The organism is Mesorhizobium sp. WSM3224 (genome assembly GCF_000427725.1).
In the GTDB taxonomy this organism is placed as follows: domain Bacteria; phylum Pseudomonadota; class Alphaproteobacteria; order Rhizobiales; family Rhizobiaceae; genus Mesorhizobium.
This window is the reverse complement of the sequence record NZ_ATYO01000022.1, coordinates 53,265-76,407: the sequence shown is the minus strand read 5'-3', so window position 1 is coordinate 76,407 and position 23,143 is coordinate 53,265. Positions and strand designations below refer to the sequence as shown.

General features: G+C 59.9%; 23 protein-coding genes, 2 pseudogenes and 1 riboswitch. Of the genes and pseudogenes, 16 read left to right on the top strand and 9 right to left on the bottom strand.

Features of this window, described 5'->3' with window-relative positions:
- Positions 1 to 87 precede the first annotated feature (87 nt).
- Genes trbB through YU3_RS0125220 form a run of 11 tightly spaced genes read left to right on the top strand, consistent with a single transcriptional unit; the run spans position 88 to position 9,858 of the window.
- On the top strand, positions 88 to 1,086 hold the full coding sequence (gene trbB, locus YU3_RS37505) for a P-type conjugative transfer ATPase TrbB (RefSeq protein ID WP_198021719.1): 999 nt from the start codon (positions 88 to 90) through the stop codon (positions 1,084 to 1,086).
- A gap of 46 nt (positions 1,087 to 1,132) precedes the next feature.
- On the top strand, positions 1,133 to 1,393 hold the full coding sequence (locus tag YU3_RS0125265) for a TrbC/VirB2 family protein (protein ID WP_245273658.1): 261 nt from the start codon (positions 1,133 to 1,135) through the stop codon (positions 1,391 to 1,393).
- Positions 1,393 to 1,656, top strand: a complete 264-nt coding sequence (locus tag YU3_RS0125260) for a VirB3 family type IV secretion system protein (protein WP_027168831.1) — start codon at positions 1,393 to 1,395, stop codon at positions 1,654 to 1,656. Before YU3_RS0125265 ends, YU3_RS0125260 begins: the two co-directional genes overlap by 1 nt.
- 13 nt (positions 1,657 to 1,669) lie before the next feature.
- Positions 1,670 to 4,219 (top strand): conjugal transfer protein TrbE, encoded by a 2,550-nt coding sequence (gene trbE, locus YU3_RS0125255; protein WP_027168830.1) that lies wholly within the window; start codon positions 1,670 to 1,672, stop codon positions 4,217 to 4,219.
- Positions 4,216 to 4,965, top strand: coding sequence for a P-type conjugative transfer protein TrbJ (trbJ, locus tag YU3_RS0125250; RefSeq protein ID WP_027168829.1), 750 nt, complete (start codon positions 4,216 to 4,218; stop codon positions 4,963 to 4,965). Before trbE ends, trbJ begins: the two co-directional genes overlap by 4 nt.
- A gap of 11 nt (positions 4,966 to 4,976) precedes the next feature.
- Positions 4,977 to 5,285, top strand: coding sequence for a putative entry exclusion protein TrbK-alt (gene trbK-alt, locus YU3_RS37500; RefSeq protein ID WP_051334080.1), 309 nt, complete (start codon positions 4,977 to 4,979; stop codon positions 5,283 to 5,285).
- On the top strand, positions 5,282 to 6,679 hold the full coding sequence (gene trbL, locus YU3_RS0125240; RefSeq protein ID WP_027168828.1) for a P-type conjugative transfer protein TrbL: 1,398 nt from the start codon (positions 5,282 to 5,284) through the stop codon (positions 6,677 to 6,679). Before trbK-alt ends, trbL begins: the two co-directional genes overlap by 4 nt.
- Positions 6,676 to 7,362 (top strand): conjugal transfer protein TrbF, encoded by a 687-nt coding sequence (gene trbF / locus YU3_RS0125235; RefSeq protein ID WP_027168827.1) that lies wholly within the window; start codon positions 6,676 to 6,678, stop codon positions 7,360 to 7,362. The genes trbL and trbF overlap by 4 nt, the downstream gene beginning before the upstream one ends.
- A 53-nt stretch (positions 7,363 to 7,415) precedes the next feature.
- On the top strand, positions 7,416 to 8,423 hold the full coding sequence (gene trbG, locus YU3_RS0125230; RefSeq protein ID WP_036259496.1) for a P-type conjugative transfer protein TrbG: 1,008 nt from the start codon (positions 7,416 to 7,418) through the stop codon (positions 8,421 to 8,423).
- Complete coding sequence (locus YU3_RS0125225) at positions 8,420 to 9,634, top strand: TrbI/VirB10 family protein (protein WP_027168825.1); 1,215 nt, start codon at positions 8,420 to 8,422, stop codon at positions 9,632 to 9,634. Before trbG ends, YU3_RS0125225 begins: the two co-directional genes overlap by 4 nt.
- Positions 9,631 to 9,858: a DUF2274 domain-containing protein gene (locus YU3_RS0125220; RefSeq protein ID WP_027168824.1), complete on the top strand. Its 228-nt coding sequence runs from the start codon at positions 9,631 to 9,633 to the stop codon at positions 9,856 to 9,858. Before YU3_RS0125225 ends, YU3_RS0125220 begins: the two co-directional genes overlap by 4 nt.
- Positions 9,859 to 9,880: 22 nt before the next feature.
- Here the strand turns inward: YU3_RS0125220 and YU3_RS39700 are convergent, their stop codons facing one another.
- From YU3_RS39700 to YU3_RS0125205, 3 genes are all read right to left on the bottom strand, one after another.
- Positions 9,881 to 10,297 carry a LysR family transcriptional regulator gene (locus YU3_RS39700; protein WP_084508298.1) on the bottom strand — a complete coding sequence of 139 codons (417 nt, stop codon included), beginning with the start codon at positions 10,295 to 10,297 and terminating at the stop codon, positions 9,881 to 9,883.
- 33 nt (positions 10,298 to 10,330) lie between these two features.
- Positions 10,331 to 10,933, bottom strand: a complete 603-nt coding sequence (locus YU3_RS0125210; protein ID WP_027168823.1) for an acyl-homoserine-lactone synthase — start codon at positions 10,931 to 10,933, stop codon at positions 10,331 to 10,333.
- Between the two features lie 76 nt (positions 10,934 to 11,009).
- A complete protein-coding gene (locus YU3_RS0125205; protein WP_027168822.1) occupies positions 11,010 to 11,759 on the bottom strand; it encodes a LuxR family transcriptional regulator in 750 nt (249 codons plus the stop codon).
- A 144-nt stretch (positions 11,760 to 11,903) separates the two neighbouring features.
- On the opposite strand from YU3_RS0125205, the gene YU3_RS40785 reads away from it, so the two are divergent.
- A complete protein-coding gene (locus YU3_RS40785; RefSeq protein WP_156913596.1) occupies positions 11,904 to 12,146 on the top strand; it encodes a hypothetical protein in 243 nt (80 codons plus the stop codon).
- Positions 12,147 to 12,246: 100 nt separating this feature from the next.
- Positions 12,247 to 12,449: riboswitch (cobalamin riboswitch) on the top strand.
- An 88-nt stretch (positions 12,450 to 12,537) separates the two neighbouring features.
- Complete coding sequence (gene metE / locus YU3_RS37490; RefSeq protein WP_051334079.1) at positions 12,538 to 14,922, top strand: 5-methyltetrahydropteroyltriglutamate--homocysteine S-methyltransferase; 2,385 nt, start codon at positions 12,538 to 12,540, stop codon at positions 14,920 to 14,922.
- A 427-nt stretch (positions 14,923 to 15,349) separates the two neighbouring features.
- Here metE and YU3_RS0125195 read toward each other — a convergent pair whose 3' ends face one another.
- The 3 genes and pseudogenes from YU3_RS0125195 to YU3_RS37485 form a co-directional block, all read right to left on the bottom strand.
- Positions 15,350 to 16,042, bottom strand: a complete 693-nt coding sequence (locus YU3_RS0125195) for a response regulator transcription factor (RefSeq protein ID WP_027168821.1) — start codon at positions 16,040 to 16,042, stop codon at positions 15,350 to 15,352.
- 239 nt (positions 16,043 to 16,281) lie between these two features.
- Positions 16,282 to 16,425 (bottom strand): hypothetical protein, encoded by a 144-nt coding sequence (locus YU3_RS40780; protein WP_156913595.1) that lies wholly within the window; start codon positions 16,423 to 16,425, stop codon positions 16,282 to 16,284.
- Between the two features lie 247 nt (positions 16,426 to 16,672).
- A pseudogene (locus YU3_RS37485) lies at positions 16,673 to 17,199 on the bottom strand (adenosine kinase); the annotation flags it as partial.
- A 937-nt stretch (positions 17,200 to 18,136) separates the two neighbouring features.
- On the opposite strand from YU3_RS37485, the gene ectB reads away from it, so the two are divergent.
- Together ectB and YU3_RS0125175 are read left to right on the top strand one after the other, a co-directional pair.
- On the top strand, positions 18,137 to 19,396 hold the full coding sequence (gene ectB, locus YU3_RS0125180; protein ID WP_027168820.1) for a diaminobutyrate--2-oxoglutarate transaminase: 1,260 nt from the start codon (positions 18,137 to 18,139) through the stop codon (positions 19,394 to 19,396).
- A complete protein-coding gene (locus tag YU3_RS0125175; protein ID WP_027168819.1) occupies positions 19,386 to 20,228 on the top strand; it encodes a hypothetical protein in 843 nt (280 codons plus the stop codon). Before ectB ends, YU3_RS0125175 begins: the two co-directional genes overlap by 11 nt.
- Positions 20,229 to 20,288: 60 nt before the next feature.
- Here the strand turns inward: YU3_RS0125175 and YU3_RS0125170 are convergent, their stop codons facing one another.
- Both YU3_RS0125170 and YU3_RS40775 read right to left on the bottom strand, forming a co-directional pair.
- Positions 20,289 to 20,477, bottom strand: a complete 189-nt coding sequence (locus tag YU3_RS0125170; protein WP_027168818.1) for a hypothetical protein — start codon at positions 20,475 to 20,477, stop codon at positions 20,289 to 20,291.
- Between the two features lie 150 nt (positions 20,478 to 20,627).
- A complete protein-coding gene (locus YU3_RS40775; protein WP_156913594.1) occupies positions 20,628 to 20,900 on the bottom strand; it encodes a hypothetical protein in 273 nt (90 codons plus the stop codon).
- A 669-nt stretch (positions 20,901 to 21,569) separates the two neighbouring features.
- On the opposite strand from YU3_RS40775, the gene YU3_RS0125160 reads away from it, so the two are divergent.
- The gene (locus tag YU3_RS0125160; RefSeq protein WP_245273660.1) at positions 21,570 to 22,241 is read left to right on the top strand and encodes a LuxR family transcriptional regulator; all 672 of its coding nucleotides are present in this window, start codon (positions 21,570 to 21,572) and stop codon (positions 22,239 to 22,241) included.
- Positions 22,242 to 22,306: 65 nt separating this feature from the next.
- On the opposite strand, the pseudogene YU3_RS37480 reads toward YU3_RS0125160, so the two are convergent.
- A pseudogene (locus YU3_RS37480) lies at positions 22,307 to 23,114 on the bottom strand (transposase); the annotation flags it as partial.
- Between the last annotated feature and the right edge of the window lie 29 nt (positions 23,115 to 23,143).

The window sequence follows — 23,143 nt, the reverse complement described above, 5'->3', positions numbered from 1 at the left end:
GTGCGAAACAAATCGCCCGAGAAAATGGGGATCATCGTGGCAAGCAATCCTTCTCCTGGCAGACAGGCCGTCTCGCGTGGTGCGCGCATGCTGCGTACGGCACTCGGGCCCGCAATAGCAGGGTTTCTTGACGACCCCTCAATCGTCGAGGTGATGCTCAACCCGGACGGTCGGCTCTGGGTCGACCGGCTGAAAGAAGGCCTCTCGCCCGTCGACGAGATGCTGAACCCGGCAGATGGCGAGCGGATCATCCGGCTTGTTGCGCATCACGTCAGCGCCGAGGTGCACTCCGGTTCGCCGCGTGTCTCGGCCGAACTGCCGGATACGGGAGAGCGGTTTGAGGGATTGCTTCCGCCGGTCGTGGCGGCGCCGACCTTTGCCATCCGCAAGCCTGCCGTTGCCGTCTTCACGCTCCAGAATTACGTCGCGTCTGGGGTCATGACCGAGAGCCAGGCCGACATACTGCAACTGGCTCTAGAAAGGCGCAAGAACATCCTGGTAGCAGGAGGCACGTCTACCGGCAAGACCACCCTGGTCAACGCGCTGCTGGCCGAAATCGCCAAATCGTCGGACCGTATTGTCCTGATCGAAGATACCCGCGAGCTGCAATGTGCAGCCCCCAATCTGGTGGCGCTTCGCACGAAGGACGGCGTCGCATCGCTCGCCGACCTGGTCAAGTCGTCACTGCGGCTTCGCCCCGATCGCATTCCGATCGGCGAAGTGCGCGGCGTGGAAGCGCTCGATCTCTTGAAGGCTTGGGGCACCGGACATCCGGGCGGCATTGGCACTATCCACGCCAGCTCAGGGCTTGGGGCGCTGCGTCGGCTTGAACAGCTGGTTCAGGAAGCCGTCGTCGCCGTTCCGCGCGCGCTGATCGCCGAGACGATCGACATCGTTGCCGTGCTTGCCGGCCGCGGTTCGGCCCGCCGCCTCGTCGAGATCGCGCTCGTCGACGGGCTTGATCCAACCTCCGGCGACTACCGCATCCTCGAAGCCAAAACCGAGGCCAGCCCAGAAGCTAATTCGCAATCCTCCATGGAGCCACAGGATGAATCCGATCCCCTTCATTTCATCGTCTACCCGTAGAATTGGTGCGGCACTTGCGCCGGCCGCCGCTACCGCCGCGGCCATCATGACCGTACCTGCCTATGCCGCCGGCTCCTCCATGCCGTGGGAGCAGCCGCTTCAGCAGATCCTGGAATCGATCGAGGGACCGGTCGCCAAGATCGTTGCGGTGATCATCATCATCGTCACCGGCCTGTCGCTCGCCTTCGGTGACACGTCGGGCGGATTCCGGCGGCTGATCCAGATCGTGTTCGGACTGTCGATCGCCTTCGCCGCGAGCTCGTTCTTCCTGTCGTTCTTCTCGTTCGGCGGCGGAGCGCTCATCTGATGGAGGAGGATGTCCGCGGCTTCTTCGCGCCGGTCCACCGCGCACTCACCGAACCAATCCTGCTCGGCGGCGCGCCGCGAGCTGTCGCTATTCTCAACGGCACGCTGGCCGGCGCGGTCGGGCTCGGTCTTAGGCTCTGGCTCGTCGGCATCCTCATCTGGGCAATCGGACATTTTGCGGCCGTCCTGGCGGCGAAGCGCGACGCCCGGTTCATCGACGTGGTTCGCCGGCACCTTCGCTATCCCGCGCATTTCGGCTGCTGAGAGGCTTTTCCCAATGATGAACCTCGCCGAATACCGCAAGCGCTGGAAAAACCTCGCCGATTATCTGCCCTGGGCTGCGTTGGTGGCCCCTGGGATCGTGCTCAACAAGGACGCCTCTTTCCAGCGAACCGCGAGTTTTCGCGGCCCCGATCTCGACAGCGCAACGGCGGCCGAATTGGTCGGCACGACAGCTCGGCTCAACAATGCGCTGCGCCGCCTTGGCTCCGGCTGGGCGATCTTCGTCGAAGCCGCTCGAATTTCGGCACAGCACTATCCGGAAGGTCTTTTCCCCGACAGTGCTTCGGCGTTGGTCGACCTTGAACGCCGTGAACAGTTCGAGGGCGAGGCTGACCAGGGATCCCTCCAATGGGGCGATCGACAGACGCACGGTGAACTGTTCGAGAGCAGCTATTTCCTAACCTTCGTCTGGCTGCCGCCACCCGAGGAAGCATCCCGCATGGAAAGCTGGCTCTACGAAGGCCGCGAAAAGAGCGGCGTAGACCCTTGGGAGCTATTGAAAGGTTTTGTCGACCGCACTGACCGCGTGTTCAACCTGATTGAGGGTTTTGTTCCCGAGGTCGAATGGCTGGATGACAGCCAGACGCTGACCTATCTGCACTCGACGATCTCGACCAAGCGCCATCGCGTGCGCGTTCCCGAGACGCCCATGCATCTGGACGCCTTGCTGGTCGACCAGCCGCTGGCCGGCGGGCTCGAACCGCGGCTCGGCGAGTTCCATCTGCGCACACTAAGCGTCATTGGATTCCCGACCATGACCTTTCCCGGCATCCTCGATGAGCTCAATCGACTTGCCTTTCCCTACCGCTGGTCGACCCGGGCAATCATGCTCGACAAAACCGATGCAACCCGCCTGCTGACCAAAATCCGCCGCCAGTGGTTCGCCAAAAGAAAATCCGTCGCAGCGATCCTCAAGGAGGTGATGACCAATGAGGCCTCGGTCCTGGTCGACACAGACGCCGCCAACAAGGCCGCCGACGCCGATGCGGCGCTGCAGGAACTCGGCTCGGACCAGATCGGCGAAGCATACGTCACCGCCACGATAACGGTGTGGGATGTCGACGCAGGAATAGCCGACGAAAAACTCCGCTTGGTGGAAAAAATTCTCCAGTCCCGCGATTTCACTGCCATCGTCGAGCGCGTCAACGCCGTCGAAGCATGGCTCGGCAGTGTTCCCGGCCATGTCTATGCCAATGTTCGCCAGCCGCCGCTATCGACCCTGAATCTCGCCCACATGATCCCGCTGTCGGCGGCCTGGGCAGGGCCGGCAAGCGACGAGCATTTTCGGGCGCCCCCGCTGTTCTTCGCCAGGACCGAAGGCACGACGCCGTTCCGGTTCAGCCTGCATGTCGGCGACGTCGGTCATACGCTTGTTGTCGGCCCGACCGGCGCCGGCAAGTCGGTTCTGCTGGCACTTATGGCGCTGCAATTTCGGCGCTATCGAGACAATCAGATCTTTGCCTTCGATTTTGGCGGATCGATCCGCGCGGCCGTGCTCGCCATGGGCGGCGATTGGCAGAATCTCGGCGGCAGTGCGTCGAGCGGTCAGGGCCCGGGCGATCCGCTTGCGGTACTCTCATTGACTGATCTGCCTGACGGCGCCGAGGACGTCTCGCTGCAACCTCTGGCCGGCATCCATCACACGCCCGAACGGGCCTGGGCGGCCGACTGGCTCGTCGACATTCTCCAGCGCGAAGGTGTTCTCGTCACGCCGCAGGTGAGGGAATATCTGTGGTCGGCGCTGACGTCATTGGCCTCCGCCCCGGTTCAAGAGCGGACACTGACCGGCCTGTCGGTGCTGCTGCAGTCATCGCCATTGAAGCAGGCGTTGCGACCCTACTGTATCGGCGGCCCCTACGGCCGGTTGCTCGATGCAGAACATGAGCGTCTCGGCGAAGCGTCCGTTCAGGCCTTCGAAACCGAGGGTCTGATCGGCACGGGTGCTGCTCCGGCCGTGCTCGCCTATCTCTTTCATCGCATCGAACAGCGGATGGATGGACGGCCAACGCTGCTGATCATCGACGAGGGCTGGCTGGCGCTGGACGATGGCGGCTTCGCCGAACAGCTGCGCGAATGGCTGAAGACTCTTCGCAAGAAGAATGCCTCCGTCATCTTCGCCACGCAATCGCTCTCCGACATCAATGGCAGCAAAATTGCGCCGGCCATTGTCGAGAGTTGCCCGACGCGGCTCTTCCTGCCGAACGAGCGCGCCATCGAGCCCCAGATGACCGATATTTATCGCCGCTTTGGATTGAACGACCGCCAGATCGAGATCGTCGCCCGAGCGACGCCGAAGCGCGATTATTACTGCCAGTCACGGCGCGGCAACCGGCTGTTCGAACTCGGCCTCGGTCCGATCGCGCTCGCCCTTTGCGCCGCCTCCTCGAAGACCGACCAGGCGGCAATCGAGCGGATCGTCGCCGAGAGCGGCCGCGAATATTTCCTCGAGGCCTGGCTTGCCGATCGCGACCTGTCCTGGGCCGCTGACCTCGTTCCCCACCTCACCAACATCATCGAGCAATCCGCAAAGGAGGTTTCGTCATGAATTCCGTCCGTAACCGTCTTCGTGTCCGGCATTTGGCTGCGGCCAGTGTTGTCGCTGTCGGCGTCGTCCTGTCGTGCGCGCCCGCATCGGCATTCATCGTCTTCGATCCCAGAAATTATGCGGAGAACGTGCTCTCGGCTGCCCGCGCGCTGGAGCAGATCCAGAACCAGATCACCTCGCTTCAGAACGAGGCGCAGATGCTGATCAACCAAGCGAAGAACCTAACCTCGTTACCGACATCGCTGCTTGGCCAGATCGAAGGCGATTTCTCTCAGATGAAGGCCCTGCTCGGCGAGGCCGACAAGCTCGCCTACAGCGTCCAGGACATCGAGAGCCAATTCAAGTCGACCTATCAGAATTTCGGCTCGGATCTGTCCAGCCAGCAACTCGTCGATGGCGCGCGCGAACGCTGGCAAACCTCGGTGTCGTCCTTCGAGCATTCATTGAAGGCCGGAGCTGTCGCGGTCGACAACATCGAAGGAACGCGAGAGCAGACGAGCACGGCGGTCGACGCCAGCCAGTCGGCGGTCGGTATCCTGCAGGCGACCCAGGCCGGCAACCAGCTTCTCGCTGTTCAGGCAAGGCAGGTCGCCGATCTTACCGCGATGATGGCCGCGCAAGGGCGGGCCGCGGCACTTGAGCAGGCGCGCAAAGCGGCGGCCCAGCAACAGGCGCAGGAGCAGTTCAGCCGCTTCATGAGAGGCAACAGCTACAGCCCGTCCTCGGTTCGCATGTTCCACGACTGAGAATGTCTCCAATGAATCTCAAGATCGCCGCCCGGATGATGGTCGTTCTTGGCCTTTGCGCTGCCATGGTCGCCACCTTCATGGCGTTGCGCGGCAACGGCTCGCAGGACGCGTCCTCCCCGCGCTCCGCACGTCCGGGCGGCGAGCCAGCCACGCTCGAGTTGGCACGGTGCCGTGCCATCGGTGTTGCAGCGGCCACCGATCCCGCGTGTCGCAGGGCGTGGGCGGAGAACCGCCGCCACTTCTTCGGCACCGACAAGCCGCCCATGCCGATGCCGGAGCGGTTTGATCCGTCGACAAATCGTCCGGTGTCGCCATGAACGACACGGGCGTCATCGACCGCTTTCTCGAGACCTTCACCCGCTACATCGACAGCGGCTTCGGCCTTCTTGGTGGCGAGGTAGCGTTTCTCACAACGACGTTGATCGTGATCGACATCACGCTGGCCGGCCTGTTCTGGGCCTGGGGCGCTGACGAGGACGTGCTGCACCGGTTGGTGAAGAAGACGCTCTATATCGGCTTCTTCGCCTTCATCATCGGCAACTTCAATCGTCTGGCCGGCATCGTCTTCGAGAGCTTTTCCGGGCTCGGCCTGAAAGCGGGAGGGTCGACACTTTCCGGTTCTGCGCTACTACAACCTGGCCGCGTCGCACAGGTTGGCATCGACGCCGGCAATCCCATCCTCGAAGCCGCCAGCCAGTTGATGGGCTACGTCTCCTTCTTCGAGAATTTTGTCCAGATCGTCGTCCTCATGGTGGCCTGGGCCATCGTGCTGATCGCCTTCTTTATCCTGGCCGTGCAGATCTTCGTAACTCTGATCGAATTCAAGCTGACGACACTTGCCGGTTTTGTGCTGATCCCATTTGCGCTGTTCAACAGGACGGCTTTCCTCGCCGAAAAGGTACTAGGCAACATCATCGCCTCGGGCGTGAAGATTCTCGTGCTCGCCGTCATCGTCGGGATTGGTTCTGGCCTCTTTGGCGAGTTCACCCAAGGCTTCGCCGAACAACCAACGATCACCGATGCACTGTCGCTTGTGCTCGGCGCGCTTTCACTGATGGGGCTCTCGATCTTCGGCCCGGGCATTGCGACGGGTCTTGTCTCCGGCGCCCCGCAGCTTGGCGCGGGTGCAGCCGTCGGTACCAGCCTCGCTGCCGCCGGCCTTGGCGCTGCGGGTTACATGGGCACGCGTGCGGGACTGAGTGGCGCCGCAAGTGCTGTTGGCGCTGGAGGCCGCATGTCGGCCGCCGCGGCGCGAGGCGGTGCGCATCTGGCGGGAAGCACGTCGACCGCGTATGGGCTCGCCAGCGCTGCCTCGGGACAAAGCGGTGCGGGCGCCGTCGCCGCTGGGCTCGCCGGTGTCGCACGAGCCGGGGTCGGGGCCGCAGCCCAGCCTGCAAGGCAAGCCATGTCGCGTGCTGCGTCGGCGCTCAGCACCAGCAATCAATCCGGCCGCTCTGCCGGGTGGAGCGCGACCGGGGGACAATCACCGGTCGGCAGCAGCGGCGAAGCCGCAATCGGTTCCTCCTTTGCCGGACCGTCCTCCGCGTCCCCTTCCAATTCCACAACTGGCTCGCCACCGAAGTGGGCCGCTCGCATGAAGCGCGGCCAGGCCATGACTCACGGCACCAGCACGGCCGCTCATTCCATCCGCTCCGGCGATCATGGCGGCGGCTCGATGAATGTTTCTCTCCATCAGGATGATCACCGATGAATCCCTTCAAACGACCTTCCGTGCGTTATGGCACCACGCCCCAACCAGAGACTCCGTACCAGCGTGCAGCCCAGGCCTGGGATGTGCGCATCGGTTCGGCTCGCGTGCAGGCGAAAAACTGGCGGCTGATGGCCTTCGGTTCGCTCGTGCTCGCCGGCGGCCTCGCCGCGGCTTTGGTGTGGCAGTCGGCGCGCGGCTCCGTCGTTCCCTGGGTCGTTCAAGTCGACAAGTTTGGTGAGGCGCAGGTGGTCGCCTCGGCTATGGCCGACTTCAAGCCGACCGATCCGCAAATCGCATGGCATCTCGCCCGCTTCATTGAGCAGGTCAGGAGCATTGCGGATGATCCTGTCATCGTGCGCCAGAACTGGTTGCGCGCTTACGACTACACGACCGATCGCGGCGCCATCTCTCTCAACGACTACGCCCGGTTGAATGACCCCTTTGCCAAGGTTGGCAAACTTCAGGTCGCGATCGACGTCTCGAGCGTCATCCGTGCCTCACCAGACTCGTTTCGGGTCGCCTGGACCGAGCGCCGCTACGAGAACGGCAGCCTGGCCAGCACTGAACGTTGGACCGCCATCCTCACCATCGTGATTCAACAACCCCGCGATGCCGAGCGGCTGAAAGCAAATCCGCTCGGTGTCTACGTCAACGCCATAAACTGGTCGAAGGAGCTTTCATGATGCGTGCAGCACGGACACCGAAATCGGCGAGACCGACCGCCCGCAGCATCACGATGACGCGCGTGCTGGCCGTAGGCCTGTTATCCGCGACAGCGCTCGCCGGTTGCGCCTCGAAAAAGTACGTTCCGCCCGAGATTGACTACGACGATGCCGCGCTTGCCGTGCGGAAGGTCGATCCCGCGGGTCCTGTGAAGGTAGTGGAACTGCCAACACCCCTTCCGCTACCTAGCCAGTTGAAACCGGTCGAGACCGGCAAAGCAAAGGCGGAGGCGGCCGACCCCAAACAGCGTATCAGCCAGGCGAACGACGCCGCGCGAATGCAGCCTGTCCGCGACGGCTTCATCAACGCAATCCAACTCTATCCCTGGAGCGAGGGCGCGCTCTATCAGATCTATGCGGCTCCCGGCCAGGTCACCGACATCGCGCTGCAGCCGGGTGAACAGCTTGTCGGCTCCGGTCCTGTTGCCGCAGGCGACACGGTGCGCTGGATTATCGGCGACACGCAAAGCGGGACAGGGGAGCAGCTTCAGGTCCACATTCTCGTCAAGCCGACGCGCCCCGATCTCCAGACCAACCTGGTGATTAACAGCGATCGCCGTACCTATCATCTCGAGCTGCGCTCGACCGAGAAAACCTACATGGCCTCGGTTTCGTGGCGTTATCCGCAGGACCAGTTGATTGCGCTCCGGCGCCAGAACGCGCAGGCAACTGCCGCGCGGCCGGTAGCCGCCGGCGTGGACATCCAGAAACTCAATTTTCGATATCGCATCGAGGGTGACGCGGCACCCTGGAAGCCGCTGCGCGCTTTCGACGATGGCGTAAAAGTCTATATCGAATTCCCGTCGGGCATCGGCCAGGGCGAAATGCCGCCGCTCTTCGTCGTTGGTCCGTCAGGTGGCTCCGAACTGGTCAACTACCGTGCTCGCCAGAACTACTACGTGGTCGACCGCCTGTTTGCCGCAGCCGAACTAAGGCTGGGCGACAAGACGAGCGAGAAGCGCGTCCGCATCGTGCGCACCGACGGAAGAAAGTCCCAGCGCAGCGCAGGGCTGTTTCGATGAGCGACACCGCCAATTCACCGAACTCGGATATCAGAAGGGAATTGCGGCTGCGCCCCGAACCCGCCAGGGTGACACGGCTGTCGCGCAAGGTTCTCATTGGCCTTGGCGGCGTTGCCGGCGTTGCTATCCTTGGAACGCTCATCTGGGCGCTCGATACCAGACGGCGCGGCACGGAGCAGCCATCCGAACTGTTCACTACGGAAAACCGTACTACTGCTGACGGACTGCAGGGCCTGCCGAAGGATTATTCCGGCGTCCCAAAACTTGGTCCTGCTTTGCCTGGCGATCTCGGACGCCCGATTCTCCGCGCACAGGAGCGCGGACAGCCGGTGGCGGTGCCGGCTATCAACACGCCCCGCGCCGACCCGGAGGAACAGCGCCGCCAGGCCGAGATCGAGGCCGCGCGTGTCGCGAAGCTGTTTACGGACACCAATGCGCAGGCTAATCACGGGCGAAAGGGTGTCGGGGCAGGAAACCCCGCCGGGGATGCTCAGTCCGGATTGGCGCCGCGGGCCGAACCGCCGGCGCTCGATCCAGGCGCCAACCAAAACATGCAGGACCGCAAACTTGCCTTCGTCAATGCGGCGCCGGATCGCCGCACCGTCAGTCCCGATCGTCTTGCCGACGAAGCCTCGCCCTATATCGTCCAGGCAGGAACGGTTATTCCAGCTGCCCTCATCACTGGCATCCGCTCCGATCTGCCTGGTCAGATCACCGCTCAGGTCACGCAGAATGTCTATGACAGCCCTACAGGTTCGTCCCTCCTGATCCCCCAAGGCGCGAGGCTGATTGGGCAATATGACAGCCAGGTCGCCTTCGGCCAATCGCGCGTGCTGCTGGTGTGGAACCGGCTCATTATGCCCGACGGCACCTCGATTGTGCTGGCACGCCAGCAGGGCTCGGATAGCCAGGGGTTCTCCGGGCTTGAGGATGAAGTTGATCACCATTGGAACCAACTCTTCCGGGCTGCAGCACTTTCGACCATGCTCGGAATCGGCACGTCTCTTGGTTCCAGCAAAGACGAAAGCGATATTGCCAAAGCCATTCGCGAAAGCGCCCAGGATTCGGCGTCCAATATCGGACAGCAGATCGTGCGCAATCAGCTTGACGTTCAGCCGACGCTCACTGTTCGCCCGGGTTTTCCGGTTCGCGTCATCGTTAGTCGCGACCTCGTACTGGCACCATATGGAACAGGGAGAGATCCGTCGTGAGCAAGCTGAAACTTTCCGCCATTCCCGATGATCGGCCAGTCAAGATCACGGTCGAATTGCCAGCGGCCGTTCACCGCGATCTGGTCGCCTATACGGAAGTGCTGTGCCGCGAGACCGATCAGCCGGTTGCCGATCCAGCGAAATTGATCGCGCCGATGCTTACACGGTTCATGGCCACTGATCGGGCGTTCGCCCGGGCCCGGCGCGGCCTGAAGGGCAGCTAGTTTCGCGAACGATGAAGGAGCATCAGGGAGCGGGATGACGCTTGCGGAGAAACTCGATGAAGTCGGTCACGTCGGGATCTTTGTCCAAGAAGCCAACCACGGCATTGAGGAACGCGCAATTGCAAAGGAGCGTGTCCGATCGCACCGAACGCTCCTCGCTTTTTGCCGGGTCGGCTGGTTCAATCTCCTGCAGGGTGTCATCCAGATCTTTCAGAATGCGACGGATTTTGGCCAGGAAGGTTACGCCTGCGGCCGTTGCTCTGACCCCGCCCGGGTGGCGTTCGAACAAAGTCACCCCCAACCTCAACTCGAGATCCTTAATGCGCCTGCTGAGCGCGGAATGATGGATCCGCAGTCGCCGGGATGCACGGAGGAAGCTGCCTTCCTCGGTGACGACGATCGCACAATGAAGCGTGAGAAGTTGGATAGAGCGGCGCATGGCACCCCTTCCGCGCGCTGACCGGGTCTTGCGTTACGATGTGGACTTGCTGCTGCCTGGGTTGCGCGTCTCGCGAAGCCTTTGCAGCGTGCGCTCATCGAAGCTTGCCGCGACCGCAACGGTCTCTTCGCCGCCAATGAGCCTCGGCAATCCCAATGGGGTTACCTTGAAATGCAACTGAACCAGGCGCAGCAGCCAGAGCGGGTTCATTTCGACAATGATTGTGTCGACGCCGCCGTCGAGGCCCCACTCGACAATGCCGGACAACAGCGCATTGGCAACGGGGCTTAGCATCCGTCCCCGTTCGCGATATTGCGGCTCGACGCAGTAACGCGACCATTCCCAGATGTTTTCGCCCACGGGACGCGTGCCTTCGCACAGCTCCGGTAAGACGTCCGACAAGAGATGAGGTCGCGTCGACGGCAGCAGGCGTTGATAGCCGACCACGCGGTTGTCGGCGGTAAAGAGCATGTGGACGGCACGCCTGCCGTCGAAGCGGTCGACCTCTCGACCGTCCTCGCGCCGCAGGTCGGTCCACCCCTTTTCCTCGACAAACACTTTGTGGCGAAGCCGGAACGCCTGATCCAATTCCGCCTGATATTCCTCTGCATTGTGCGACGTGACGACATGAAGCATCTCGGTTGTCCTCCAGTTTCGAGGCCAACCCAATGGTTCATCGCGGACCGATGCGACATCACGCGATTGCGTGAGGCTAGCTGATCAGCCCCAGGCGAAAAGCTTTCGTTACAGCATGCACGTTGTTTGTCACGCCGAGCCTCTCGCGTACCGATCGCAGATGCGAATCTGCCGTGTTACGGCTGATGTTCAGGCGATCGGCAATCATGTCCACGGTAAGGCCCTCGGCAACCCAGCGCAGGACGTCCTGCTGCCGAGGCGACAGACGTACGGGTTTCAAGGCCCGGTTTCCCTCTGCCAGAATAACCGCGCAACCGAAGGCGCACGCCGCGACGAACTGAAAGGCGAGACGGTCGTGAGGATCCGGCTCGAGCTTCTCCCCTGCAACGGAAAATCCTACCGCCTGTCCGTCCAATGTCGCGAACGGAATCGTGAAGCCGTCGCGCAGCTTGAACTCCGATGCTTCCGCCATGACCCGTCGGCCGAAGGAACAAACGTTAGAAACTTGATCGATCTCGCTCCACCGGAAGGGAGTGGCCCCACGCTTCACAAGTTGAATGGTAGGATCGCGATAAAGGTAGCCTTTTGAGAAATACCGTTCGGACCACTGCTGTGGCCAGGCGTCAAGCAGCACATGTGAAATCTGCTCGCGTCTCAAGGCACGAGGCGGCGGGATCGGTCCTGCCAGCACGTTTCTGGCGCCAAACCGCTCGGCATAGGAAATCAGGTGCTGGCAGATGTCTTGCGGGGTTGAGCTCTTGCGAATCTGATTAAGAAACTCAAACGTGTCATCGAGGTGCCGACGCCAAAGCGCAGGTGCTTCCATAACGCATTTCCATAATGATGGTCGTTTTCATCTGGAGTGGGATGATGGCTTCAGGCTTCTCGCATCGCTAGTCGGCCGCGTGCTGGCCGAAACTGTCCTCGTTCCATCCAGATGGACGATGTTGCTGCAGTTTTGAGGTCGCCATTGGCGGTGCCCTGTGAGGAGGCGGGCCGACCGGCTGGACTTTCCTATTCTCGATTGCGCATCACCGCATACCGGCGAATCGCGTATGATGGCTCCGATTATGTTCAGGTTGAATATATCGAAAATGTTGCTTCCAAATTCATCGGAGTCAATCCCTGGCAACCGGCAGTTTGGAACCTGCGACAGTTCGCCGTCAGCACGGTAGTGGAAGAAGTTGCTCGCGGCGCCAAGGAAGGTCGTTAGCCAGTGATCTAGTCAGGTATCTCACACTGCACGAGAAACGCAAAAACGGATAACCACATAAAGATTTGTTTATATCACCTTGACAAGTCTCTCCTCTTCGGCGAGTGTGGGTTGTCGTGGTTCTCTGATGCGGTTCGGCCGCAGCGGAGCTAAGAGGGAAGCCGGTGAACACGCCGGCGCTGCCCCCGCAACTGTAAGCGGCGAGCCAAGCCCACTCATGTCACTGAGGTGAATAGCCTTGGGAAGACGGGCCGAGGTGTCGACCCGCGAGCCAGGAGACCTGCCACGGCAAACAAGGTCCACAGGCGGGGTGTCTCGGTGGGCGTGGTAACCGGTTCGTCTGTTTGCCAACGTCTTCCTTGCGTCCACGCCCCAATCGTCGGGGTATGGTATGTGTCTCTCTCAGAAAATTCCTGTTGCCACACTTGGCGTGCCGCGCATTGGCCGTCGTCGCGAGCTAAAGCGTGCCCTTGAATCCTACTGGTCGCGAAAATCTTCCGCTGCCGACCTTCTCGAAACCGCACGAGCGCTACGTGTCGCGAACTGGATTGAACAACGCGACCGTGGCGTGACAAAGATTCCGTCCAACGACTTCTCCCTCTACGATCATGTGCTCGACACAGCAACAATGGTAGGCGCTGTCCCGCCACGCTACGGCTGGAGCGAGGGGGAAATCTCGCTCGACACGTATTTTGCCATGGCGCGCGGCAGCCAGGGAGGGCGTGCTGGAGGCGAACATGCCAATCACAGTACCGCCGTCACAGCGCTGAAAATGACCAAATGGTTCGACACCAACTACCACTACATGGTCCCGGAGCTCGCCGATGATCAGGCCTTTGCCCTCTCGTCGTCAAAGCCGTTGGATGACTTTCTTGACGCCAGGGCACTGGGCATTCACACTCGCCCGGTCATCCTCGGGCCTGTTACGTTCCTCAAGCTCGCCAAGTCGCCCGCTCGGAATTTCAATCCTTTTGCCCTGCTATCGCGGCTGCTGCCGGTTTACGAACTGCTGCTGCGCCGACTGAAACTTGCGGGCGCTGACTGGGTGCAGATTGATGAACCGGCGCTCGTGCTCGATCTGATTCCAAACGAGCAGGACGCGTTCAGTTTTGCCTACGACCGACTGTCGCAAGCGGCGCCGGAGCTAAAGATCATGCTCGCCACCTATTTCGGCGGATTGGACGGCAATCTCGAGATCGCTCTTTCGCTTCCTGTGGCGGGCCTGCATCTCGATCTGGTCCGCGCTCCCGAACAACTGGAGGCGGTGGGCCGGCTTGCGCCAAAAGACCTGGTGCTTTCGCTTGGCCTGATCGACGGCCGCAACGTCTGGCGCGCGAACCTGTGCCCCATGCTTGACCGGATTAACCCGGTGGTCGCGGGTTGGCCGCTGGAACGAGTGGAGATCGCGCCCTCCTGCTCTCTTTTGCATGTGCCGATGGACCTGGAACTTGAAACTGCACTCGACAGGGACGTAAAGTCGTGGCTCGCATTCGCGGCGCAGAAGATGGACGAACTGACCACGATTGCGCGGGCTTTGTCCGAAGGCCGGGAGGCGGTTGCAGCAGAGCTGGAGTCCTCCACCCAAGCAGCCGCCGCGCGTTTGACGTCCCCGAAGGTGCATGATCCGCTGGTCGAAGGACGCCTCGCCTTTTTCGACGAAGACATGACGCATAGGAAAAGCGGGTTTTCTGAGCGCTCCAGGCTTCAAGACGAAAGGCTCTGCTTGCCGCGTTTCCCGACCACGACGATCGGCTCTTTCCCGCAAACGCCTGAGATTCGCAGTGCGCGCGCCGCCCATGCAAAGGGAGAACTGAACTATGTCGACTACGAGGCATTCCTCAGGAAGGAGATCGAAGCAGCTATCCGTTGGCAGGAGGAGATCGGACTGGACGTGCTGGTGCACGGCGAGTTTGAACGCAACGACATGGTGCAATATTTCGCCGAGAAGCTTTCCGGCTTCGTTTTCACGCGCCACGCCTGGGTGCAGAGCTACGGGTCGCGTTGTGTGCGCCCCCCAATCATCTTTGGCGATGTATCTCGGCCCAATCCCATGACAGTGCGCTGGTGGCAATACGCTCAATCGCTGACTGACAAACCGGTTAAAGGGATACTCACCGGTCCGGTGACGATACTCAACTGGTCCTTTGCGCGCGACGATCTTGCGCGCTCGGTCGTCTGTCGTCAGATCGCGCTCGCGCTCCGTGCCGAGGCGGGTGATCTTGAAATGGCCGGCGCCAGGGTGATTCAGATTGACGAAGCTGCACTGCGCGAGGGCTTGCCCCTGCGCAAATCCGACTGGAAGCCTTATCTCGAATGGGCAATCGAGTGCTTTCGGCTCGCTTCGACGGGCGTGTACGATGCGACCCAGATTCACACACACATGTGCTACTCCGAATTCAACGACATCATAGACGCGATCGCGGCGATGGATGCCGATGTGATCTCCATCGAAACGTCGCGCTCGCAGATGGATTTGCTCGAGGCTTTCCAGAGTTTCGATTATCCGAACGAGATCGGACCGGGCATCTATGATATTCACTCGCCGCGGGTGCCGGACGTCGATGAGATCACGAACCTGCTCTCTCAGGCGCGCCAGCGCTTTTGCGACAGGCAGATCTGGGTCAACCCGGATTGCGGTTTGAAGACACGTCAATGGGAGGAAGTCCGTCCGGCGCTCATCAACATGGTCAGAGCCGCGCGTTCTTTAAGAGATACACCCAAATCGGCTTGGGAAAATTCTATGCCGTCGCCCGTTGGACGGCACACACTGGACTGAAGTGGGTTCGAATTCGGTGACGGAACGGGGCCGAGTGGGCGTGTGCCGTTTGTCGGGTCGATGTGGAAGCCGTCCGGCTTGCCAGGCACTGGTTCCACCGCTCGGGGCGATTTCCGAGCTGACGGTCTGTACAAGCATCATGCCAATTACAATGTCGTTGGCCCTTCAGCGCTGTGCACAGGAAGTGATGATCAAACTCCACCCGGGTGCTGGCTTCAGCCAGATCATCTCGCGCGAGAGCTCGGCGTCGGGTTTGTTCTCCCCAGCGCGCAGGGTAATCGGCGGCCATCAAAGGGTTTCGCAAGACTCAACGGAACACGCCTATGAACCACCGAAAAGCCGCTCGCTCGCTACAGCGCTATTGAGGGAGCTCGCGAGCAGCTTCTGCTGGCCGAGCTTCATCGCGCACTGGCACACGACTATCGAATCAGATTTCCTGCTCTTCGAGCGCATATCCGACCGAGCGTATGGTGCGGATAACGTTGTAAGGCGAGAGTGTCTTTCTCAGTCGGCTGATATGAACGTCAACGGTGCGTGCGCCGACATGAATGTTGGCGGGCCAAGCTGCGCTAACCAGCTCGTCGCGGCTGCATACCTTACCAGGGTTTTCAATCAGGTAACGTAGCAGGCTGAACTCGAGCGGGCCAAGATGGAGCTGCTGACCATTGCAGTGTACCCGCCGCCGGCCGAGCTGCATCTTGAGCTCGCCGCAAATCAGCAACCCTGCGTCATCGTCGCCGTTAGAATTCAGCGGTTTCGTCCGAAGCCTTGCGCTTAGATAGGAGAGCAATTTAGCCGGCGCGAACGGTCGCAGGAAAGTTTCGTCAATGCCAGCCTCTAGCAGTTCGAGTTGCTGGTGCTCGGCGCCGGCCGCAATAAGGGCGATGACGGGCAGAGCGTCAGTTTGCAGGGCGCCCTTCAGCCGGGCGCAAATCCCAAGGCCGGTAGCGCTCCCGGGTTGACAGTCCAAGACGACTGCCTCCGGCTCCCGCTCAGTCGCGTGGCGGATCACGTTGTCAGTGCTAGCCAGCTCGGTCGCGAAGCCGTCCACCTCCAGGACGTGACTGAAGAACAGGTAGAACTCGGCATCCTGCGAACAAATCAGGACTACTGGCTTCATCTGCGTGTCCTACATCACTCAGTATTCGGCGGCTTGAGCGCAATGCTTCGCAACCAGGTTGCCTCTGCCGCTGCGACCGGCCGCCTCATGACCTGCGGCCGATTGGAATTTGATGTTGCGGTGGAAACGAAGAACCCAAACACACCGGGTTTTTCCTCAGCCTCCAGCGGTGGAGACAGCGGATCAGCTGTTGAATCAGGTCTGGCAAGCAGATCCGGCTGGTACAATCCGGGCTCCCTTCACAAGGCGTTCTCTTCAATCGCATCTATCAGCTGGCGCGGCACCCCGCCGGTAAACTCGACGCCTTTTTTGTACACGCCCCGTTTGATGCCGACCCGACTAGCTAATTTCATTCCGCGGATCGCAATGTCGCTCCGCGTCAATCAATGCCTCCGGCAGTTCCCTCTCGAGACCAGAAACTCAAAATTCGTGCCAACGCGAAGGGACCGCCGAAAAGTTTTGTTGCGACTTCTATTTCAGCGGTTTAACGGGAATGCAGCAAAAGATGAGGCTGGACACCTTAGTGTCGCGGACTCCACAAAACGCAACATTGCTGTCGCTCGCCTAGCGTGCTTCGGTCCCTCGCGTCGATGATGCAGCCGAGAGGGGCGGAGTTTTCCAGATGGTTTCCTACAACAACCCCGCCTGCTCGGCCTCTTTGCGCAGGTTCTGCCGTGGCCTTGGGCCGATCTGCTGGATCACAATCCGGCCGCCAGTGAGCCAAGATCGCCGCAGGTCTGGAGGTCGCGTCCCTGTGTATAGCCATGCAGGAAACCGGCGGCGTAGAGATCGCCGGCGCCCGTCGTGTCGACCAGTTCCTTGATGGCGGTCGCCTTTATGATCACGGTCTCGTCGCCGCGCACGATGACCGAGCCCTTTTCGGAACGGGTCACCGCCGCGATCTTGCAATCCTTGCGGATCTGCGCCAGCGCCTCGTCGCACGACGAAGTTTGGTAAAGCGACTTGATCTCGTGGCTGTTGGCAAAAACAATGTCGACCGAGCCTGAACGCATCAGATCGAGGAACTCGTCACGGTAGCGGTCGACGCAGAATGGATCCGACAAGCTCATCGACACTTCGCGGCCGGCCGCGTGCGCAAGTTTCGCCGTCTGTCGGATGGCTTCCTTGGCGCGCGGCGGGTCCCACAGATAACCTTCGCGTGCCAGAGAAGAAAAAGTGGATTAAAATAACGGATTAGCGGATTGGGCGCCCAGTCTGACATCCACCAATTGTCGGATGTCGGACAGAGTGAAACCTGGCGCACAAGGCGGCATCGGACAAATCGCCGGTGTCGTCGCCTGAGCCAGCGTTTTCGATCATATAAATGTGCACCGGGTGGGAACTCTCAGTCGTGCTGCGGCTCCAAAGCCGCGCCGTCGTCACCACACGGTGCGATGGCGAACACCGGGGTTGTCGATAACCGCTTCGAACGCGCCTTCTCGAAGCAGGCGCCGTCTGCGTCAGCTCGTGGGTGCCGAATACCACTCGCCTGCTCGCGCGGTGGCCTGCAGTGCGGCCGTCGCCTCGCGAGGACCGATTGAGGCATTGTAAATGCCGGGAAGCCAGGGGTTGGGCCGACGCGCCGCCCAGCGAACAGCGCAATCGCCGCCACGGCGGCCACGGCGACGATTAGAAGCCGCGGTCAGTTCCAGTTCTGTCGCGAATCGCAGTCTGGCTCGTCCGCGTTCCAGGACAAAACTCGAGCGAGCACCGGTCTCGCCGTCACATCGCTGGAGCAATCGCTATCTGTCACAGCCACTCGTCGGCAAGGATCCCGTCACGGCGACGTAGAGAAATACCAAAGCATCGTGGTTGCAGTCATGCTGGAAAAACCGGTGCGATTGTGCCGGTTGCCCCGCCAACAACGCCGCCGATAGCGTTGCCGTAAAGGCGGGTACTGACTGTCACGCTATCGATACCAAAGCGCTGAAACAGACTCGTCAAACAAATTTACAGAGTCTTTGCGAATGCAAGTCGCTGACAATGATACGTTCGCTTTAAGGCGAGATTTGCCGTGGCTGGTTGTCTGGTGTTGGATGCGTAGATATAGAACCAGCAGCTTTGACCGCAAGACGCATACAGAGAGGCTCTTCGATGGACATTGACATTTTCGAAGCTTACGAGTCTAACGTTCGTCGATATGGACGATCGTTTCCAACAGTATTTACTAAGTCTCTGGGGGCGATAATATGGGATGAAGATGGAAACTCTTTTATTGATTTCATTGTCGGGTCCGGTGCGCTCAACTACGGCCACAATAATCCAGATATTGTAGAGACGGCAATTAAATACCTAGTCGATAAAAATATAGTTTTGTCGCTTGATATGTATACGGCCGCAAAGCGTGATTTCATCGAAGTGTTTGTCGAATCGATCCTGAAGCCCCGGGGCCTTTCTTACAAGATACAGTTTCCCGGGCCGACCGGGACAAATGCTAACGAAGCGGCGTTGGCGCTGGCGCGAAAATATACCGGCCGCTCGAGCGTCATGGCCTTCACAAATTCGTACCATGGCATGTCACTCGGCTCCTTAGCGGTGTCGGGTTCAGCGTCAACCAGACAGCTCGGCGGCGTTGCTCGCCACGATGTGATCCGTGTCCCTTACGAGAGCTATCCGAATCAAACTTTCGATTCCGCGAGTTACATCGATCACGTGTTGGGCGACCCAGGCAGCGGGATAGAAAAGCCGGCCGCAATCATCCTGGAGCCCATCCAGGCAGAAGGCGGCATGAACACCGCATCCGCACCTTGGCTTTCAGAAATTCAGCGCATTTGCCGTAAGCACGACGTTGTTTTCATCGTGGATGACATTCAGGCAGGTTCGGGACGAACGGGCGACTTCTTCTCGTTCGAGTTCGCGAAAATCGAACCCGACATTGTGACCCTTTCCAAATCCCTAAGCGGTTCAGGTAATCCGCTGTCCATAGTTCTGATTCGCCCCGACATGGACATATGGAATCCGGGAGAACATAGCGGGACCTTCAGAGGCAATAATCTCGCCTTCGTGACTTCCGCGGCCATGTGCAGAATGTGGTCCGATAGGCTCTTTACTACAGCCGTCGAGCGGACGGCCGTCAGACTTCAAGAACACCTTGATCGCCTCGTTGCGCAGTTCCCCAAGTGCATCGAACAAAAGCGCGGCCGTGGTCTGATGGCCGGCCTCAAGTGCCGTTCAGCGGCCGATGTTAGCCGTGTGCACGATGTCGCGTTCGAAAACGGCCTGCTGATCGAATCCTCGGGACCAAATCGCGACGTCATCAAAGTCCTTCCGCCGATAACCATCTCAGATGACGAACTCGATGAGGGCATTGCCATCCTCGATCAGGCACTACAGGAGAAAACCAATGGCGACTAACCAAGTACCTCAAACGCCGGCCATATCGCCTCTCACGATCAAAGAACGAACCGGGTCGATCAGCACTGCGGAGATCATCTCGGTCCTGAAGGGTGAGACTACGGCACTGCACGTCAGCCAAGCTTTCAGCACCGAAGTAGCCCAGGAGATCACCACGAACTTTATTGGCAGCTCCGGTCTCAAGGAGCGCAAAGATGGCGTCCCCGGACAATATGTCGGCGCATCCCACTACAGGAAGGATGCAGCCACCTATTTCAAGGAGGCGGAAAATGCGAGGCCGCAGGTTGACGCCCTTTTTGGCAATTTAGTTGACCCCGTCCGAGCCCTATTCGACGCGTTGAAGCGCGAGCTTCACAAACGGGGCGTTGAATTGCGGCTGGCCCGTTCAGAACATGGCAAGGCCAATGTTTGTCGCGGTCTCAGCTGGTCTGGCAGCGGCACGTTTTCCTTGGACCCTCACGACGATGTCGCTCAAGTGTTACGTGCGGGGAACGATTACGAGCTTTCTGCGGTGGCGCACAACACTGTCGCAGCGCTCAACTTCTACCCCAGCGTGTCCGACGAAGGTGGCAATCTGCGGCTCTGGAGTCACAAGCCAACCGTCGCGGATCGAAAGTCGCAAGGTGTCGAGACCACAGGATATCCCTATTCGGCAGCTTATCTCGAGCCCGTGCCTTGTCGCGAGTTCCAGCTCAAGGCCGGGGATATCGCCCTGATCGATGGCGGTTTCGTTCACGGGGTTACCGGTCAAGCAGGCAACGGAAAGCGTCGTCTGGTGCTGAACAGCTTTTTAGGATTTGCGCGGCCGGATCTCGTTCTCTGGTGGACCTGACGTGAATGTCGCAGCCACTGACCGATATCTGCGGGCTATCACATCGGTCGCAAAGGGCCCTCAGTCGAGGCCCACCGATCCACAGGATCGGTCGAACTTGCCGCCGAACTGGCCGCTGCTGCGGGCCTGCAGGTCGCTCATCGCCTCGATGACGCTTGGCCCATTAGGAGCGGCTACCGCTTCAGAAACACTGCTGGCCGGCAGTTGTCTCGACATCAGAGGCGCGGCGTGCCAGCCGTTGGTGTTCATCGACGAAATGGAATCAGGCGCCTAGCGTGGCTGTCGCCTGAAATGCAACAGCTAAAGGCACCGACCCAGATCTTCATCGCCGGGCTGCGCTGCCATGGCTCAACGCCCCTTTCGTGGTCGACACCCGGTGAATCGGCGCATCTTTGAGACCTACGTCGAAACCACAGCTCGCTCCGACGCTGGCAAAGGTCTGTTGTCATCCTCGACAAATGGACTGCGCACGAGATAACGGCTCTCGCCAAGCCCAAGAAGGCCATCAGAACCATCGACGTTCTGTGGCAATCCGTTACAACCGCGTCCCCTACAGAGTGCAGAAAAGGTGAGAGCTGGAACGATGCCGAAATCAATAAAATGATCGCACATAAGCAACTCTTCCGCGCTCATGCCTTGGAGATAGCCATTGCCCGCGACGATATCGATCACCCCTTACAAAGCATAGGCATCCCTGGACCAAAGTCGAACGCATAAACCGCACCATCCAGAACGCCATCCTCAAGCGCTTCGAACTCCGTCGCCATCTCGCTGACTCTGTCAGCGCTAGAATTTCTCGAAGCGCCTAAAGATCCTCAAGGCCTTCCGCCTACGAATGACGATGTGAGGTCGTCGTTCTGAGATCCTTCTTCTCGGCAGGAAGGTTGCGCGCCGACCAGTGAGTAATCTGAACGGCGGTGCCAATCGATTTATTATGATGTGAAAGCGGAAAATTGCTATTGAGCTGAAGGTTTTGTGTTGTTTGTTGCGCTCGGTCGCGAAAACGAAGCACTGTTGTAACTTAAATTAACTCTACCAATTGCGGTGAAATGCTAGAGCTCAGGCGATGTTGGCCTGCCGATGACGATGTGGAGCCGTAGCCTCCGAGCCGGAATCTGTGGTGCGCCAAAGTGGCAACATCCAAACGAATGGCTACGGAGCAGAGCCTATGCAACCCCGGCGAAAGAGTGCTGTCACTGAATTTCGAGAGCTCTCACCGAGAGTGTCCGACCAGCTCTTTTTGTTACCCAGTTGAATTTTCCTGGGGCTGCCAGGGAGGCGTTCGCGGTCGAACTTGCCCGTTTTCTCGGCCGAACTCATGGCATCGGACAACCCAAGCAGTTGTTCGACCTGCTAACTGCTTTTGCCCTGAATTTTGATTGCCAGTGGGTCGCCTATGGCTCTCTCGCACGAGACCAGAAAGGCTTAAAGCCGGTGCGAGGCGATCCGGCGGTCATGCTGAATTACCCTGATGGATGGCGGGAACGCTATCTCGAAATGGGCTATGACAAGATAGACCCTATTATCAAGAGAGGTCGGAGGCGAATAGAAGCCTTTCGTTGGAGCGAGGTGTACAACGACGAAAGCACGACTGAAGACGAGCGGCGCGTTTTGGACGAGGCTGCCACCTTTGGCTTAAGGTCAGGCATTAGCGTCCCATTGCACGGCCCCGAGGGCAGCTTTGCGATCATGAACTTTGCTCAGGCTTGGGACGGTGAATTCCCAAATAGAACAATCACGTACTTGCAACTTGCGGCGTTACATTTTCATCTGAGGGTCGCGGAATTCGCTAGTGCGACAGGCATCGAAAGCACCTCTAACCTTTCCCCAAGAGAAAAAGAGTGCATCCTATGGACGGCGAAAGGGAAATCGTCGTGGGAAATAGGAAAGATTCTAGGGATATCCGTAAATACGGTTAATTTCCACATAAAAAACGTGATGAGAAAAATGGATGCTAGTAGCAGAATAACCGCTGCCATGGAAGTCATAAAGCGCGGGATAGTAGAATTATAGTTCGCACGACAACGTAGAAATATTTTTATATCGAAGTCATCACCGGGTAGTGTGTTGTGATGGAGAACAGCGCTCTTACACTTGGGGATATCGTCAGCGGTTTCATCAGCGAGACGCGGGAGAGCCTTGTTGCCGGCCAATCCGAAGAGGTAGTCGAGCGCGTTGTTATCGCACCAGGCCATGACCTGCGCCCGGCAATAGGTGGCCGTCTGTCGCCGCGGACCAGGGTTTGGGTGGCCGGCCGCGCGCGGATGCGCTGGACAAGCGGCGCAGTATGGCCGCGGATCTCCTTACCGGTGTCTTGCCAGGAGGCAGGATCACGGCGGTCGCGGCGTCACAGACGTGGGTCGGCAGGAAGCAGCGCTCGGCGTAATGGGCGTTGAAGAGCGAGAGCTGCTGATGGCCGTGAACGACATCAAGCGTATCGGCGATGTCGAGCGTCACGCTTTCGGGCGGCGCGGCATAGCTCGACAGCCACAGATCGACCAGCCCCCACCCGAGCCGGATGACGGTGCGTAGGTCTGGCAGGTTCTCTAGGCGCGAGCAGGTCGGCTGCGAGCGCAGATCAATCCCGCTGTCGGGCAGCCGTCCGCAGGCGAGCATGAAGGCCGGGTCGGTGCGCAACCAATCGAGTTCGTTGGCATGCTCGTAGCCGCAGGAGGTCGCAAAGATGCTTTCGCGCAGAATGTCGGCCATGGCGTGTCTCACCCATTGTGGAGCGCGCGAATTCTCGATCGCAGTGGACCGCCTGTCGGCCAGTTGCAAGCCCTCGCTCGGCCGCGGTCAAAGCATGACGCCGCTATCCGAGGTGATGCCTCCGCCATCAAACGGAGCTGTGATCTTCTTGCGCGTAACGTCCAGCACGCCTCGCATGAAGTGGACGCGGTGGTTGCCATTGTCTC

What these genes read in the sequence shown, in the direction of transcription:
- trbJ (WP_027168829.1), top strand. Translation starts at nt 4,216, where the DNA reads ATGAATTCCGTCCGTAACCGTCTTCGTGTCCGGCATTTGGCTGCGGCC.
- trbE (WP_027168830.1), top strand. Translation starts at nt 1,670, where the DNA reads ATGATGAACCTCGCCGAATACCGCAAGCGCTGGAAAAACCTCGCCGAT.
- YU3_RS0125225 (WP_027168825.1), top strand. Translation starts at nt 8,420, where the DNA reads ATGAGCGACACCGCCAATTCACCGAACTCGGATATCAGAAGGGAATTG.
- YU3_RS0125260 (WP_027168831.1), top strand. Translation starts at nt 1,393, where the DNA reads ATGGAGGAGGATGTCCGCGGCTTCTTCGCGCCGGTCCACCGCGCACTC.
- YU3_RS0125170 (WP_027168818.1), bottom strand. Translation starts at nt 20,477, where the DNA reads ATGAACACCAACGGCTGGCACGCCGCGCCTCTGATGTCGAGACAACTG.
- YU3_RS0125175 (WP_027168819.1), top strand. Translation starts at nt 19,386, where the DNA reads ATGGCGACTAACCAAGTACCTCAAACGCCGGCCATATCGCCTCTCACG.
- trbG (WP_036259496.1), top strand. Translation starts at nt 7,416, where the DNA reads ATGACGCGCGTGCTGGCCGTAGGCCTGTTATCCGCGACAGCGCTCGCC.
- trbL (WP_027168828.1), top strand. Translation starts at nt 5,282, where the DNA reads ATGAACGACACGGGCGTCATCGACCGCTTTCTCGAGACCTTCACCCGC.
- YU3_RS0125265 (WP_245273658.1), top strand. Translation starts at nt 1,133, where the DNA reads ATGACCGTACCTGCCTATGCCGCCGGCTCCTCCATGCCGTGGGAGCAG.
- trbK-alt (WP_051334080.1), top strand. Translation starts at nt 4,977, where the DNA reads ATGAATCTCAAGATCGCCGCCCGGATGATGGTCGTTCTTGGCCTTTGC.
- YU3_RS39700 (WP_084508298.1), bottom strand. Translation starts at nt 10,297, where the DNA reads ATGCGCCGCTCTATCCAACTTCTCACGCTTCATTGTGCGATCGTCGTC.
- YU3_RS0125205 (WP_027168822.1), bottom strand. Translation starts at nt 11,759, where the DNA reads ATGGAAGCACCTGCGCTTTGGCGTCGGCACCTCGATGACACGTTTGAG.
- metE (WP_051334079.1), top strand. Translation starts at nt 12,538, where the DNA reads ATGTGTCTCTCTCAGAAAATTCCTGTTGCCACACTTGGCGTGCCGCGC.
- YU3_RS0125195 (WP_027168821.1), bottom strand. Translation starts at nt 16,042, where the DNA reads ATGAAGCCAGTAGTCCTGATTTGTTCGCAGGATGCCGAGTTCTACCTG.
- ectB (WP_027168820.1), top strand. Translation starts at nt 18,137, where the DNA reads ATGGACATTGACATTTTCGAAGCTTACGAGTCTAACGTTCGTCGATAT.
- trbF (WP_027168827.1), top strand. Translation starts at nt 6,676, where the DNA reads ATGAATCCCTTCAAACGACCTTCCGTGCGTTATGGCACCACGCCCCAA.
- trbB (WP_198021719.1), top strand. Translation starts at nt 88, where the DNA reads ATGCTGCGTACGGCACTCGGGCCCGCAATAGCAGGGTTTCTTGACGAC.
- YU3_RS0125210 (WP_027168823.1), bottom strand. Translation starts at nt 10,933, where the DNA reads ATGCTTCATGTCGTCACGTCGCACAATGCAGAGGAATATCAGGCGGAA.